The 14866-nt window shown below is 64.4% G+C and carries 13 protein-coding genes; 5 read left to right on the top strand and 8 right to left on the bottom strand.

Annotation, left to right across the window (positions count from 1 at the left end):
* Window positions 1-136 precede the first annotated feature (136 nt).
* From ACFVTE_RS18295 to ACFVTE_RS18285, 3 genes are all read right to left on the bottom strand, one after another.
* Entirely contained in the window at window positions 137-1732 is a 1596-nt protein-coding gene (locus ACFVTE_RS18295) for a flavin monoamine oxidase family protein (RefSeq protein WP_387102773.1), read from the bottom strand.
* A gap of 69 nt (window positions 1733-1801) precedes the next feature.
* Window positions 1802-3406: an ABC transporter transmembrane domain-containing protein gene (locus ACFVTE_RS18290; protein ID WP_387102771.1), complete on the bottom strand. Its 1605-nt coding sequence runs from the start codon at window positions 3404-3406 to the stop codon at window positions 1802-1804.
* Between the two features lie 20 nt (window positions 3407-3426).
* Complete coding sequence (locus ACFVTE_RS18285) at window positions 3427-4584, bottom strand: DUF1611 domain-containing protein (RefSeq protein WP_387102770.1); 1158 nt, start codon at window positions 4582-4584, stop codon at window positions 3427-3429.
* Window positions 4585-4771: 187 nt separating this feature from the next.
* On the opposite strand from ACFVTE_RS18285, the gene ACFVTE_RS18280 reads away from it, so the two are divergent.
* The gene (locus ACFVTE_RS18280) at window positions 4772-5443 is read left to right on the top strand and encodes a response regulator transcription factor (RefSeq protein ID WP_387103080.1); all 672 of its coding nucleotides are present in this window, start codon (window positions 4772-4774) and stop codon (window positions 5441-5443) included.
* Here the strand turns inward: ACFVTE_RS18280 and ACFVTE_RS18275 are convergent.
* From ACFVTE_RS18275 to ACFVTE_RS18265, 3 genes are all read right to left on the bottom strand, one after another.
* The gene (locus ACFVTE_RS18275; RefSeq protein WP_387102768.1) at window positions 5430-6920 is read right to left on the bottom strand and encodes a sensor histidine kinase; all 1491 of its coding nucleotides are present in this window, start codon (window positions 6918-6920) and stop codon (window positions 5430-5432) included. The two genes, ACFVTE_RS18280 and ACFVTE_RS18275, sit on opposite strands and share 14 nt — an antisense overlap.
* 289 nt (window positions 6921-7209) lie before the next feature.
* Window positions 7210-8958 (bottom strand): Ig-like domain-containing protein, encoded by a 1749-nt coding sequence (locus ACFVTE_RS18270; RefSeq protein WP_387102766.1) that lies wholly within the window; start codon window positions 8956-8958, stop codon window positions 7210-7212.
* 1307 nt (window positions 8959-10265) lie between these two features.
* The gene (locus tag ACFVTE_RS18265; RefSeq protein ID WP_387102764.1) at window positions 10266-10490 is read right to left on the bottom strand and encodes a three-helix bundle dimerization domain-containing protein; all 225 of its coding nucleotides are present in this window, start codon (window positions 10488-10490) and stop codon (window positions 10266-10268) included.
* A gap of 112 nt (window positions 10491-10602) precedes the next feature.
* Here ACFVTE_RS18265 and ACFVTE_RS18260 point away from each other — a divergent pair, with 112 nt between their 5' ends.
* From ACFVTE_RS18260 to ACFVTE_RS18250, 3 genes are all read left to right on the top strand, one after another.
* Complete coding sequence (locus ACFVTE_RS18260) at window positions 10603-10881, top strand: hypothetical protein (RefSeq protein ID WP_387102762.1); 279 nt, start codon at window positions 10603-10605, stop codon at window positions 10879-10881.
* 119 nt (window positions 10882-11000) lie between these two features.
* Complete coding sequence (locus ACFVTE_RS18255) at window positions 11001-12374, top strand: hypothetical protein (protein ID WP_387102760.1); 1374 nt, start codon at window positions 11001-11003, stop codon at window positions 12372-12374.
* A 21-nt stretch (window positions 12375-12395) separates the two neighbouring features.
* Complete coding sequence (locus ACFVTE_RS18250; protein WP_387102758.1) at window positions 12396-12620, top strand: hypothetical protein; 225 nt, start codon at window positions 12396-12398, stop codon at window positions 12618-12620.
* A 295-nt stretch (window positions 12621-12915) separates the two neighbouring features.
* On the opposite strand, the gene ACFVTE_RS18245 is transcribed toward ACFVTE_RS18250, so the two are convergent.
* Window positions 12916-13518: a TetR-like C-terminal domain-containing protein gene (locus ACFVTE_RS18245; RefSeq protein WP_387102756.1), complete on the bottom strand. Its 603-nt coding sequence runs from the start codon at window positions 13516-13518 to the stop codon at window positions 12916-12918.
* 74 nt (window positions 13519-13592) lie between these two features.
* Between ACFVTE_RS18245 and ACFVTE_RS18240 the strand changes: the two genes are divergently transcribed.
* Window positions 13593-14096 (top strand): DUF4188 domain-containing protein, encoded by a 504-nt coding sequence (locus ACFVTE_RS18240; RefSeq protein ID WP_387102754.1) that lies wholly within the window; start codon window positions 13593-13595, stop codon window positions 14094-14096.
* A 406-nt stretch (window positions 14097-14502) separates the two neighbouring features.
* Here the strand turns inward: ACFVTE_RS18240 and ACFVTE_RS18235 are convergent, their stop codons facing one another.
* Window positions 14503-14751 (bottom strand): hypothetical protein, encoded by a 249-nt coding sequence (locus ACFVTE_RS18235; protein ID WP_387102752.1) that lies wholly within the window; start codon window positions 14749-14751, stop codon window positions 14503-14505.
* Window positions 14752-14866 lie beyond the last annotated feature (115 nt).

The following is a 14866-nucleotide window of genomic DNA, read 5'->3' as shown; positions in this document are numbered from 1 at the left end:
CGTACTGGAGCTGCCCACGTGGCCTCAACCGCAGAAGGAGACAGCACAGCCCGTTGACGCTTCGACCAAAACACCAGTGGCAACGGGCGCAAAATGTTGCTGGAGGAAGCGGCAGGACGCGGGTTTCCATCTGGAGTCAGGTGCGGGTGACCCTGCTGTGAAGGGACGTGACGACCGCCCGGGCGGACACCATGGCACCGTGCTGCCAGGAGATCGCGTGACTTAGGTGGCTGCCCGCAAAGTAGATGTTGCCGGCCGGCTCCAACAGTTCCTTATATCTGGGATCTGTCTGCGACGGCCATGCGGTCCAGGCTCCCTCGGAGTGCTCCACACTGGCCCAGTCCACGGAGAAGGCGGCACTGACGTCCCTCGCATAGACAGGCCCGTGAACCTGCGCCCCCAGTTCCAGCGCCCGGGCCAGCCGCTGATCGGGGTGCATGGCACCGAACCTCCGGGCCTGGCTTCCGACGTTGTAGTACCCGATCAGCGTGCCGTGTCCCCCGTTGAAGCCACTGCACGGATACCAGATGTTTCGCAGGTCGGTGTCGGTGTTGGTGATGCCGCCGTAGATCCGGTGGTCCAGTTCCCACCAGCGCCGGCTGTATTCGATACCCATTTTGCCGGCGTCGGTCGGCTCAGCGTATTTCAGCGCCTCAATCGTTCGGGCGGGCAGATTGCCCGGAACTGTGGCGGCAATGTGCGGCGGCAGCGTGCAGATGCCGAAGTCCGCCTGGAGGCGCCTGATTTGCCCTTCCCAGGTCATGTGGTCCACCTCGATGCCGGATGACGTGTTGCGCAGCCCCAGCACCTTGGCCCCATAGGTGATTTTCTCCGGGCCTATCGCCTTTTCGAAGGCATAGGGGATGCGGTCCATGCCGCCCACCGGCTGGAACATCATCATGGCCTGGTCCCAGCCGAACTCGAAGGAGAAGTAGTTGCCCACACCGCTGGCCAAGACATCGCTCAACGCGTAGGGCGGCAACTCGGTCCCCTCCTGCAGACCGGCACCCGGCGGTGTCTTGTAGCCGCGGCGGGGGCTTCCGGTGTACCTGAAACTCGCACCGGGGTCACCGGGCACTTTGGGCCCGATATCGCCGAAGTCGGTCAGGAACTCGATCAGTGACTCCTTGTCCTCAGGTGTCAGGTGGGCGTCCAGGGCTCCCTGGTCCGTGGCCTTGGCCAGGAGTTCCGATACGTACCCGTAGACGTCGGCCTTGGCGGCGCGGTGCCGGACGGCCCTGTTGGACAGCGCTGTGTCGCCCTCCCGGTACAGGTAGGCATTAGCGTTCTGGTTAGCGAACGCCTCGATGGGGACGCCGAGCTCCCGGCAATAGTCGAGCGTGATGTGGTGCTGCGGGATTCGGGCCGGCCCGGCGTTCATGTACTCGCCGCGGGAGAAGTCCGCCGTCTGGGTGATCCCCTTGAGGTCCGTCTCCACTGTCCCGCCCCGGACGGTCCAGTTCCGGCCGCCGGGCCTGTTCCGGGCCTCCAGGACGGTTACTTTGTAACCGGCCTTGCCCAGTTCATAGGCGGCCGTCAGCCCGGCAATTCCGGCGCCGAGCACGATGATGGTTTTCGGGCCACCGCGGAGATCACCTTGGTGCGGGGCGGTGTAGGTGGGCGTCTGTGCCGCAGCCGGGGCCAAGCCCAGTGCCGCCATGGTGCCGTACATGACTCCGGCACCTCCTGCGATGCCGACTTTCCTCAGAAAATCGCGGCGGGTCTCAGGCATGTCCGTCTCCTGAAAACTGTCGTGGCGCGCTGGCACCGATGGAAGAACTGAAATGGCTGCGTCGCCTGGCTAGCGAAGGTCCCACACGGCGTACTCCGGAACGAGGAGCTCCGGATGCTCCGTTGCCATGATCGCCACGCCCGGATAGTGGCGGAGGATTTGGGCGAGAACGGGGCGCCCCTCCGCCCCGAGGTCAAAGTCGATATGGTTCAGAAGGAGCAACGGGGGATCGCCGAACACGGCACGGGCTATCTGGAGTCTGGCCCGCTCCGATATGGTCAGTGGTTCGCCGCCCCGCCTGAGGACTGTGTGCTCTGCTCTCGGCAGCCCCGCGACCCGGCTGGACAGCCCGACCCGTGCCAGTGCCTCGGCGGTCAGCTCCGGGGCGAGATCGGGACGCCGGTACCGCACAGCCCGGGCGATGGTCCCGCGTTCGATGAACCCTCCCTGGCCTGCGTAGCCCGTTAGCCGGCGGCGCTCGGTGCCGGGTTCTGAGCGCAAGTAGTGCCCGTCGACCCAGATATCCAACTGGGGGTTGGTCCGCACGGTCAGGAGCATCCCAAAGACCTCTGTTGCTGCGCCTGGTTCAGAAGATTGCAGGACGATCCTGTCCCCGGCCCTGGCGTTCAGGTCGGGCAGCGGCTGATTGGATGGGGACTTGAGGCCGGAGACGCGCACGAGAACACCCGTCTCCTTCCCGGCACCTGCCTGAACCGGATTCCCATCATCTGGGCAAACCGGCGGTTTGGCCTCGCGTGACTGTCCCGGTAACACCGGGACCAGGGCCGGCCCGATGATGCGTTTGGCCGCATTGAATGTCTGGCGATACTCGGCTACGCGGCCGAAGTCGTTGACATGCGTGGCGAGCAGGCCAACCACTGACAGGGCTGCTCCGATCGTGGCGGTGTGGATTGAGAGCCAGGATCCTGTGGCGGCCACGCTCAGCCCCGTCACCGCTCCACAGAATGTCGCGGAGCCCCGGATGCAGCCGCCAATTCTGGCCCGGGCTATGGCAGCGGCGGCCACGTCACCGCCGAGCCTTTCGATTTGCTGAACCTCGCGCCGCTCCCCTGCTGCGGCGCGGACGGTGGCAGCCGCCGCTACCATATCGGAAACCTGGGCGGCCAACCGCCCACGCTTCTTGCGCAGCGCCCTGGCGCGCGTATATGCAGGCTTTGAGAGCACCGCCAGAATCGCGGTGAGAAGGCACGCAGGGATGGCCACGGCCAGCGCCAACGGCGGGGACAACAACCACAGCGCGATGATGGTTCCAACCGCGAGGGGTACGCCCACGATCAGGGGCGTGATGCCCATGGTGATCCAGTTCCGCACACTGGTCAGGTCGTTGGTGACCCGGGCTATGGTAATGCCGGGGGACGGCCCCCTCCCCTCCGCCAGGTATGCGGCGATTAAACCGGTGCGGAGTTCCTGAACGTAGTGCTGGCCGAGCTTTTCAGCGAGAACGCGCTCTGCAAAACGGCCAATTCCGATGCCGGCGGCCACAGCCAGCAGGGCGGCTATTGCGAGGATCCGGCCCTGACTGTCTGTTCTGAGCAGGTGCGCCATCAGGTACGCACTGGCCCCCGACAGGGCCGCCAGGCCTGCGCTTGTCCCGATCAGCAGCGCCATCAGTCGCCGCCGCGGCCCCACGAGCAGTTTTGGCAGCGCGGCCATGTTGTCTTGTCTTGTCCGGCTCATGATGAAGCAGCCGCGGGTTCCCTGGCGGTCCGTGGAAGCAAGTCCACCGCCACCCCGGATTCGCAGAGCGATGCGGTATTCAGCACCGGCACGTCGGTGGCGGCAGCGGCTTCCCTGGCTGCCAGGGGGGACGACGTCAGAACGCCAGTGACGGCCGCGACGTCAATATTGGCGCCATGGAGAACCTGGAGGCCGGCTATGGCACCGAGGGCGTCAGCGGCGGCAAAGATGACGCGGTCGACGCCGGTTTGGAATACCGGGTCAGCCAGCAGCGCCCGGGTTTCACCCTGGTACACGCCGTCAGCGATCTCCACGACGACGACGTCCGGCGCGGAGGCACTCAGCGCACCCACCAGATCGCTGAACAAACCCCGGACGCGCCCGCGATCCAGCTGAAACGTGGTGGGGTAGCCGAAATCCGTGAAGTCCAGGACTTTCACGGCGCCGGCGTCGACAAACATGCCGGGATCATTTCCGGAACCCGTGCCCGTGGCCTTGCCGGCCGCGACGGCCAGCCCCGCCTCCGTCAGGCCCCTGACCAGGCAGCTCAGTGCGGTTGACTTGCCGGAGTTCATGGAGGTGCCCAGCACCGCAATCACCAACGGGCCCCGGCTATCGACAGCCCCGGGGCCGGTCGCGCCCACCCGGTGCGGTGCCAATTGGCTAAGGTTGAGGAGGCCGTGGACGTCGGCGAGCAGCCCGACCGGAGCGAGCTGTGTGGGCTGGCTCATCAGTGCATGCCGGGCGGTCACCAGGCCGGCCACTCCCCCTGCGGCGATAAGGTGGCAATGGCCCAAATCGGCCGGCACCTCGGCCAGGAACTGGTCCGGGGCGTAGCGGTGACCGTAGGCCACCAGGATTTCATCCCCAAGAAACAGAAGCTGACGCCGTGAGGCCGGACTTTCCAGCCGCGGGTGCTGGCCAACACCGGCAATCCTTGCCAGCACCACATCCCCTGGTGCCGGCGCCACGCCCGTTCCGCTGTGGAGGAAGAATCCCTGGGGCGAACGACTCAGCCGGTCAGCCAGGAAGCGGGTGGTGTACGCCTTTTTGGCACGGACGAGGCGCAGCGGCGCAAGCGGTTCTGCATGTTCAGGGGTGCTGCGGAACGCCGGCCTTTCGGCGAGATCGTAAGAACTGAGGGTGGTTGACATCACGGCTCTCCTATCCTGGGCGGTTCCAAATCCCCTCCATGATGCTGCCGTCCCCCTGAGAGGACACTGAGACGCCGCCACCACTGAATGGCGCCGCCGGAAAAGTTGCTTGCGGCACCTTATGGACTCTTCTCCCGGTCCGCACCACACTGATGTTTGTCCCAGTACCGGTGAGAGGATGGCAACCGTGCGGGTCCTGCTGGTCGAAGACGAAGTCCTGCTGGCCGAGACGATCCGGCAAGGCCTGCGGGCCGAAGGATTCGTCGTCGATATTGCCTACGACGGTGTTGATGGGCTGTGGGCCGCTACGGAGAACACCTATGACGTCGTCGTCCTGGATCTAATGCTTCCCGGCATGCATGGCTACACGGTTCTGAAGCAGATGCGGGAGCGCCGCAATTGGGTGCCGGTGATCATGCTGACCGCTAAGGACGGTGAATATGACCAGGCCGATGCCTTCGACCTGGGCGCGGACGATTACCTGACGAAGCCGTTCAGCTTCCTGGTGCTGGTCGCCCGCCTGCGGGCACTCGTCCGCAGAGGAGCTCCGGAACGGCCCCCGACCCTGGCCGTTGGATCCCTGCACCTTGACCCGGCAACGCGGCACGTGACGCGCAACGGACAGGCCATCACCCTGACCGCCCGGGAGTTCGGCCTGCTGGACTACCTGATGCGCCGCCCGGACGAGGTCTTGTCGAAGGCCCGGATCCTCGACAACGTCTGGGACCCGGATTTCCGGGGCGGCGACAACGTGGTGGAGGTGTATATCGGCTACCTGCGCAAGAAAATCGACGAGCCGTTCGGCCTCAACACGCTCAGGACGGTTCGCGGCATGGGCTACAGGCTCAGCGCTGACTAGACCTCGTGGCAGGCAAACCGGCATGAGGTACCCACGGCCGGGTCATGGGCGGGAACCTGAATTCGAAGCGACACCACCCCTGCGGCGTCTCCCCCGCAGTCACCCGCCCGCCGTGGGCCTGGACGATGCCGCGGGTGATCGCGAGCCCCAGGCCGCTTCCGCCCTTCTGGCGTGACCGGCTCTCATCCAGCCGGACGAAACGCCCGAAGATCCTTTCCCTGTCCGCCACCGGAACCGGTGGCCCGTCGTCGTCAATGGTCACAACCACTGCCTGAACGCTAACGGAGAGATTCACGGCGATGCCCGCGGCCGCATGCCGGTCGGCGTTGTCCAGCACGTTCCGGAAGGCCTGGCCGAGCCGGACAGGATCTCCCCCGATCTTGGCCGGAACAAGGTCAGCAATGATCCGGTGACTGCTGGTGGCGTTCACCCTCCGCAATTCAGTGGCCAGGACGTCGTCGAGGTCGACTTCCTCGAGGCGGACGGCCGCGTTCTGGTCATCGGCTTTGGACAGCGTCAGGAGGTCCTTCACGAGGATTTGCAGGCGTTGCGTCTCGTCGGCAAGGATGGGTTGCATCTCCCGCCATGTCTTTGCCAAGGCGTCGGCGAAGGAGATGTCCAGCCCGGTCCGGATGGTCGTCAGCGGGCCCCGCAATTCGTGGCTGGCATCGGATACGAACTGCCGTTGCCTTTGGTCGGCCGCCTCGAGCCGGTCCAGCATTGCATTCATGGTCGCTGCCAGGGCTTGTAGCTCGTCACCTGTCTCCGGGACGTTCACCCGCTCGTTCAGCCGTCCCGCGTCGATATGGCTGACCTGGGTCCGGATCGTGTCCACCTGCCGCAGTGACCGGCCGACCAGCAAATGCACGGCCCAGCCCACTACCCCCAGCAGCAATGGCATGGCGACGAGCAGGAACCAGGTGACGATCCGGACCGTTTCCGACTGGGACTGAATTGTCCGGCCAGCCAGCACCCAATACCGGGTTCCTCCATCATCGACGCCCAACACCACAACATAGCGCTGGTCACCATCCCCGAGGAGACCCGGCGCTGAAAGCTTGCCGGTCGCAGTCCGGCCAGCAGCCGGCCTAAGAGGACTCAGCGGATCCTTCCGGAGCTTGGGCTCGGACGCACCGATAACCTTCCCCGTCCCGTCAAGAATCTGGACCAGGGGGTCCTTCTTCGCGGTCCCGGCGACCGCCAGGCTGGCTTCTTCGGCATCCTGGCTCTGGATCAGGGCCGCCACGTCCTGGACCTTGGTCCGCAGGAAGCTGTCAGTACCGGCAACGAGTGCCGAATCCAGCGCCAGAAGCAGCAGCAGGCCGCCGGCCAGCAGTGCCACGGCGACGACAGCCACCGCCACCACGGTGGACTGCCAGCGCAGTCCACGCCAGAGAGCTACCCCGTGCCCTCGCCGGGTCTTCTCTGGTTCCCGCGCCGGGAGCCCGGCGGCGGGAGACGGATCCGGTTGATCCATAATCCAAGGATTCAGGCTGAACCGTCCCGACGCAATGGAAGGCACTGCCGCCCTCTCAGTCTCCTCTCAGGAGGCCGGCACCAAGGACAACCACCGGACCCGTGCCAAAGCCGCATACCGTCAAGAGCCTGGGAACCGGCCGCGCCGGGGATTCCGGGACATCGAACGCAAGGTAGAAGCGAACCGCCGGAAGCGAAGACGGAGGTGACCGTCAATTCGCCGCTCCCGGCATAAGCCCGGTACCGGCATTTCTGACCGGCACCGGGCAATACGTCGCTCCGTGGCTGAACTATGGTCCCGTGGTGAAGCTCCAGGAGCCTCCGGCGAGGGTGTTTCCGGCGGCGTCCTTGATGCCGGAGGACATCGAGGCCGTGTACCTTGTGTTGGCCGGCAGGGTCACGTTCGGGTTCAGGGTTGCAGTACGGGTGGCGGCGTTGTAGCTGACGGTGTAGCTGACCAGGACCCCTGTGGCGGCATTCCTGAGCGCAAAGGTTCCGTTGGCGACACCGCTGACCGCCTCATTGAAGGTGACGGTGACATTGGCGGTCCGGCTGACACGGGTCGCGTTTGGCGCGGGCGTCCTGGTGGCCATGACCGGCCTGGGGCCGGTGGTAAAGGCCCAGGCGGATGGGGCCAGCGGGTTACCGGCAACGTCGGTGATGCCGGCGGTGAGGCTTGCCGTGTACCGTTTATCCGCAGCCAGTGCCGCTGCCGGGTTGAGTGTGGCCACGCGGGTTGCGGCCGTCCAGCTCACGGGTGCGGCCACGGCCGCGCCCGCAGCGTTCTTCAGTGTGAAGCGTGCGGCACTCAGACCGGAAATCGCTTCGTTGAAGGTGGCTGTGACATTGCCTGTTTGGCTGACTGCCATCGAGTTAAGGGCGGGTGCCTTGGCTGTCACGACGGGCGACACGGTGTCGACCGTCACGGCCAGGGAACCGGCGGACATGGTTTCGGTTCCGCCGGCGGTGGTCTCACTGGCGGTAATGGTGTGGCGGCCGTTGGCCAGAGGCGTGGCCGGGGTCAGCGAGAAGCCGCCGTTCGCGGCGACCGCTGCGGTGCCGTTAGCGGCCCCGTCCACGTACAGTGTCGCCGTCGTGGAGTCAGGCAATGCGACGGCTGCTGTGAACGTGGGGGTGGTGTTGCGGGTGATGTTGTCCGTGGCGGAGCTGCCGGTGTCCGACGCGGCGGTCATGTCCGGAACCGACGGGCCTTTCGCCAGCGGGGCGGTGCAGGGGGCGGTGGGTCCGCCAATCTGCCCGAACTCGAAGATGGTGTTCTCTGCCAGCAAGGCCGGGTTGCGTCCGAGCCACATTCCGCGGCTTTCCGAGTTGACAGGTGTCGATGCCCTGTCCGCGTCGGAAAGACCATCAATACCTACGCCGGTCAGGCCGGTCCAGGTTGCCGTCCAGGTGGTGAGTCCGGGACCGTCGTAGGTCAGCGTGCCGTCGTCACCTGCCGCGGCGCTGGCCCGCAGTGTCCGTTTACCGTTGAGCACGAACGATTGCTTCTTCGCGACGATCCGGGCCTGCAGCTGGTCGATGGGGATCTGTCCGCCGCCGGGGGCGACGGCGGTTCCCTTCATGACGACGGTCCCGGGACCGGTCTTGGTCGCCTGCTGCGTCACCGTGACATTCGCGGTGAACGTTTCGTCACCGACTCCCGGCGCCGTGAGAACCCTCACGACGTCGCCCGTGCGGATGTCCGGGGTGACGCCGTCCCAGCATCCACCTCCGGGATGGTTGACTTCCACGAGGCCGTCAAAGCCTGGTGTGGCCGGATCGTCCTGCGGGATGACGTTGGCGGCTGTGCCGATGACGGCACCGCCTCTGAGCACCTGAACGGTAGCTACGTCGGTCCTGGCGTACCCGGACGCGGAGACGAAGTCCCTGACAGGAAAAACAAGGATGGAGTGCGGGGCGGCCGGTACCGGGTTAATGGCGGCCGAGGCCGGTCCTGCGGCGGTTTGCGCGACCGCGACGGCCAGGGCGCCGGCAGCGAGACCTGCCGCGACACGTTGACGATTTCTTTCAGATTTCATGGAAAGCTCCCCTAGTCATATCCCCAGACTTGACCCGGACCGATTACCGGCCGGCCGGTGCAGGACCGGCTGGTGGCCCGCGGTGCAGTCAGTATCACGACGCAACCCTGCGGAAACCTTGACGAAAAACCGGAGCATCGGCTGGGGCTATCGCGGGGAGCAGGCGAACTCTTCGGACTTTTGGAGGCAATTCTCAGGAAGGGTTCTTAGCTTGGATGTCAGGCCCACTGAGTCCCGGACTTAGCGGTCCTGCCGCTAGGAAGGGCCCCCGTACCACCTCAAAGGCCGCGGGGGCATTTTCCTGCCCGACGCCAGTCGATTTCGAGCGCAACTGTTTCCGCCAGACGCCGCTGCCCGCACCGCTCACACGCTTGCATGTGCGCACTGACGGCGTTCCCGAGTGCACGTGCCCGTCCTGGCGGCTGCTGGTGCCGTCGGGGTGAACAGCTGCCCAGGCCGTGAAACGGGACGACGCTACTGAGGCGGGGAAACTTGCAGAATTCTTGGTGTCGTCCCGGGCAAGGGGACCCGTATGGACCGCTTCCACCCCCCGGCCAGGGTTTGTTCTCTCCAACAGCCGGTATCGGGCCCGATGCCCAGGCGTTTTCAGCAGCGAGTTCACCGACAATGTATGCCATCGGGGTCTGACCCGAACGCTTTAAGTTCGGGCGGGGCAGACGACGTCTGGGCGCGCAGGTCTCAAAGCGCCGTCGCCGGCCCCACCCTATCCCGGGCGGTTTCGCAGCTATCCGCTCTAGGACACTTCCACCTTGGGGGCCCGTGGTTGGAAAAAACTATGGGGCGGGGCGGACAAGTTGCCCCGGGCCACCAAATCAGGGGGGCCTTGGGGAAGGAACATCCCGGGTGAGCCCCCTGTTCCGAAATCCCGGGAGAGGGGCCTTGCTCTATCCGGCGTTGCCGAAGAAGCTCTTCGGGTCGTCGGCACCGGGCAGATTGTGCGTGAATGGGACGGTCCACCGGGCGGGTGTCGGCGAACAGCACCGCCACGGTCCGGGAGTTGACGACGGTGTAGCGGGTGAGGCCCTCCACCCAGGAATGGATCCCGGTGTACTCCCCGACATCCAGGCCGTCACCCAGCAGGCCCCGCTCTCTGAGCAGGTCGTAGACAACATTCCAGGCGCGATCCATCAGGTCGTTGATCGCCGCTTCCACTGTTGGAGCCGTCATACGACCATGGTGCTCCCAGGCACTGACAGGCTTCCGGAGCCAGTCCGGCGTGTCGCAGTGGGGAGAAACGGCAAGCTGAACGACCCGCTGTCATCAGCCAGCGCGGGTCAGCTCTCGGCTCACGGTTCTGCCGAAGCGTAGCGGGACAATATCAGCCGGGATAACCGGTCCCGGGCAGCGTGTTCAACCAGGGCCGGGACGAAATCCCTCACCCTGCCCTTGTCCAGCGAACTATGTTCCTCCTGAACCACATCTTCGATGCGCTCCCTGGACAGTTCAGGGAGCTTATTCGCGAGCCGATCCACCACAGCGTGAAGGGCCCGAAACCCTTCGGTGACTCCCATCGGGAAAAGTGCTGCCCTCGCATCCTTTTCATCAGGAAGGGACGGTCGCGATGGTAGTCAGTACCTGCTGAGTGACGAGGGCTGATTCGAATATATGTTCTAAGATTGCAGGGTGAACAAGTTTGATGAGGGCGGCTTCGGGCGCATGATGACCCGGCTGGAGGCGGAGAAACACCATCCCAAGCCGGACGACAGCAAGATCATGGAGTTCAGTGCCGGGACGGAACCCCTGGTCCGCGTGGGTGAGGTCTACGGTCGTGCGACCAGATACACGAGAACCTATGGCCTTGTGGAATGGATGGACGAACAGCGCAACTACCGGGTGGAGTGGTTCCCTGCCGGTCAAATCAAGCGGGTAGACAAGGAATCATGGAGGGGCCGGCCACTGTAGAACGGACCAGCGCCGGAGGTACCGCGAAGTAGCCTGCATAGGTACGGAGCTCCTCAGGCTCCGCACCAACCCCGGCAGGTATCCTTGCAACTGGGGCCGCAGGACGAGGAGAACAACCAATGACAGATTCCGCCGAAGGCGAGGGTTTGTCGACGGGAAAAAAGCTGACCCAGCTCATCATCGGGTCCCCTTCCTGGGTGCACCGCCGCGTCGATACTTTGGAGCTGGGCGCCGAAGGAGAAAGCCGGCGGAAAGTCTCTCTGGATGTGACGGTCCCGAAAAACCTGGCCATAGCCGGGTCGCACGGGCGAATGATCGTGCCGCTGGCACTGATCCAGAAAGCGATGCTTCGGGGCTTTGACGCCGAGGACAACTCCAGCAAGCCCATGAGTGTCCTGGGTGCCAGGGAGAACAGCGTGCTGGCGCTCGAGTTTCTGATGCAACTTGCCCCTGAATGGTTGATGAGCAGCGACTACCTCCAGAAGCAGTGCGGGGACCATATGGAATCCCTCGTACGGGCCGACAGTGTCACCGCCCGTGAGGCAGCAACAGAGAGTTTCCTCGATTGGGTGGAAGTTGCCAGGGGACCGGCCTCGGGGCTGACGTCCGACGATGAGCTCGATTTGGCCGTCTTTCAGCACTTCGCGGTTGAACTGGCAGGCAACTTCCTGCTTCTGGCTGAAGTTGATGCAGCCCTGGCCGGGAAGCGCATCGTCCTGAAGTACTCCCACGACACCGAACTGGACCTGCCGTCAAAACCGGCAAGGTCCCGAACCGTCGGATTCAGGAACCCTGTTCCTGACTTCGGTTTCGCGGCGAGCCAGCACGTCGAGGTGCGGGTTCCACCCGGGTTGGCTGTCAAATACGTCGGATTCACCGATGTGGACCCGAACGGGACACCAGTGAACGCGCAGGCGGATGAAGTGCAGGATCCGGCACTCAGGCGGCGAAAAAGACGGGAACGGGCTGTGGGGCATGTGGCGCTCTCCCCCCAGACCCGTTTTGATTCCGGCGTCTTCCACGTCGAAGTCGTTCCGTCCAGGCAGGGCATTTACGCTTTTACGATCTGGGCCGTCACGCTGGTGACTGCATCCGTTGCAGCTGCACTGGTCCTGAAGTTCGATGTACCGCAGCGGTGGTTCCACGTTCCAGTCCTTACTCCCGAAGCCAGGATCCCCTCCCCTTCGGCATCCATTCTCCTGATAGGGCCGGCTTTGATGCTCTCCTGGCTCAGCAGGACACGCGAGCACGATCTGAGCGTCATGCTGCTTGGTCCGTTGAGAAGAGTATTGATTTTGTGCGCGATAGTCCTCATGCTGATGGCGGTCGCCGCAGCAGTGCCCTTCGCACCGCTGTACTGGAACATTCTTTGGGCTGTGGTTGCAGGCTTGTGTCTGATGGCCGTCGTTCGGCTCATTCGCTTCGTGACAGATGCCGGCCGCGATTCGACGGATCAGGAGGCAATTAGCGCCTTGACGAAACCCGTAGAATAAGGCCAAAGGAAGGAGTGGACGATGGCCCGCTCGACAAAGCAACTGCGAACCGGCAAGCAGCGCCGCAGCGCTACGCCTCAGGAGACACTTCGCAGGGCACTGGCTTCTGAATACGTCATCAATTCCGGTGCGAGTACGACCGTAGGCCGGGTTCCCGGCATCAAAGACAGCCAGCAAGCAAAGACCGTGGTCGACCGGATCCTCGAACGCGCCGGTGGCACCAGCCAGGGCCCGCGCACGGCCTAGCAGCAGCTGGAGTCTGGTGAGACACACCCCCGCCTCCACGGCGCGGTCCACCGGTGGCGTCAGATTTCCTGCTCCCAAAAGACCGTAGCGGACAGCTTGTATCGCCTAAGCGCCCGCTCCCCCCGAACCCACGATATAAGGCGTGGTAGACGGCCAAACCTTTTAAGCAGTTGAGTGGTCGGTCGTCAAGGACTTCACCGGCTGGGGCAATACCGGCAAGCAGATAGGGCATGTGTAGGCAGTAGCGCCCGTGGGTGGTCGCGAAAAGCGGGAGCGCACGTCGGGCCTGTTTTATCTAGCGGATCTCCGGGCCGGGCGGCGGCGGTGCGGTCCAGCTGCGTGCTACTGCGTCCAGGGCGGCGTCGTAGGCGGCGTCCCAGTCGGTGCCCGGCGGGCCGACCTGTGCGAGCTCCAGGCTCACCAGCCCGTGTACCTGGCCCCATATTGCCGCGGCGATTATTTCCACCGGGGCCGGCAGCAGGCTGCCGGCGGACTGTGCGGTCTTAACGGCTTCTTTGAGAGGTCCTATGGCATCAGCGGCGGCTTCCGTGCTTGGCTGGCAGTCGGTGAAGGCGGCCAGTGCGCCGCCGAACATCAGCCGGTAGAGCGCTGGATGATTCAGCGCCCAGCTCCGGTACGCGATGCCCAGCCCACGCAGTCCGGCGCTCAAAGCTGCTGCCTGGGAGTTGGCAAACGAGCGGAAACCATCGTCCACCACTGCAGTGAGAAGCTCGGATTTACCTCCGAAAAGCGAGTAAACCGCCGTCGTCGACGTCCCGGCAGCTGCAGCCACGTCCCGCAGCGTCACCCTCGCCGGCCCGCTCCGGTCCACCAGGTCAGCCGTTACGGCCAGAAGTTCGTCACGCAAAATGCTCGTGTGCACCACAGGTCTTGCCATACACACCACTATTTCATAACCTTGTTTCGTAACGCCGTTACAAAATAATTTTCACCCTTTTTGGGAGGCATGTTGTGGGGCAAAACGTCTATCCCGGCCGGTACACCGCTGACCCTGGCAGGGAATCTGTGACGGTGTTCCTGATAGGCATGAGGGCCAACAGGTGGTGGAAGGTCGGCAAGGTCGCGCAGGTTGCTGCGGCGATGCCGCGTATCCTCCGCCACCTCGCTGTTGATCCTGCCGCGGGCATGCTCGGGTTTGAACAGTGGTTTGGGCGAACCACGATGCTGGTGAGCTACTGGGAGAGCCCTGAACACCTGCGGAAGTTCGCGTCAGACCGGGACGCTCCCCATCTGGAACCGTGGCGCCGCTTCATGAAGGAACTCTCCGGCACGGGAGACGTCGGTATCTGGCATGAGACGTACCAGGTGCCTGCGGCCGGGATCGAGACTGTCTACAGCGGGATGCCACTGTTCGGGCTCGCCAAAGCCACCGCCCAGGTCCCCATCGGCGCGGGCACACACACTGCGAAACAGCGCATGGGGCATTTCATCGGACCGGCTGACTCGCGCACCTGAAGGCCAGCCGGTCCCCTGTCGGCGTGCCTTCACCACGGGGTCGCCCGCCCAGATCCGGTGGCGGCTTCGGCCGCCTATGGCCGGCAGAGGTGGAAACGGATGCGGCACTGTCGCCCACGGAACAAGCCGCCCTGACTTCTACCGCCGCAAGTTCGAAGAACCTGAAACATGCCCGCCGGACCTTCAAGTCGCGGCAGCCGCGCCTGCGATCCTGGAAGCAGCGACGGAAGACACCAGCCGGGGCTCCCAGGTAGAAGGGTCAGGACGCACCGCTGCCAGCCATGCACGGCATTTCCAGTCCGGTATCCTGTCGGTTCTCTCCCCCGGAGCATCGGCGGCACCGTCGGACGCAGCAGAAATCCACATTACGGGGACCCCGATGTCACGCCACACAGGCACAACTGAACTAGGGACGAGGGGCGCTGAGCTGGACTTCGCGGTAGGGCGCTGGCAAACGCACGATCGAGAATTCAGCGATGTCGAGGAGGCGGCGGCTCCCGGTCAAAGTGTCAAGGATCCAGAACAGTCCTTGGGCAGGTGCGATCTCCGTCACCGGCCCTCGGTACACCAGGGTGTTCTTATAGAACGCTTCGACGGCGTCCCCAGGCGCGAGTTCGCTGCAGGATCCGATAACGAAGTGGTCGTTGTTGATCATGGACTGTCCTCTCCACTCTTCGAAGGACTCCCCTGACTCCAAGTTTGCCGGTTCAAGATTGCCAGCCGGTGTCCGCAGGATGATGTTCTGCTGACACATCCTGGCCCTCGTCCCA

Origin of the sequence: Arthrobacter sp. NPDC058097, assembly GCF_042884885.1 — a bacterium.
In the GTDB taxonomy this organism is placed as follows: Bacteria; Actinomycetota; Actinomycetes; order Actinomycetales; family Micrococcaceae; genus Arthrobacter.
This window is presented reverse-complemented; position numbering and strand designations above follow the sequence as displayed.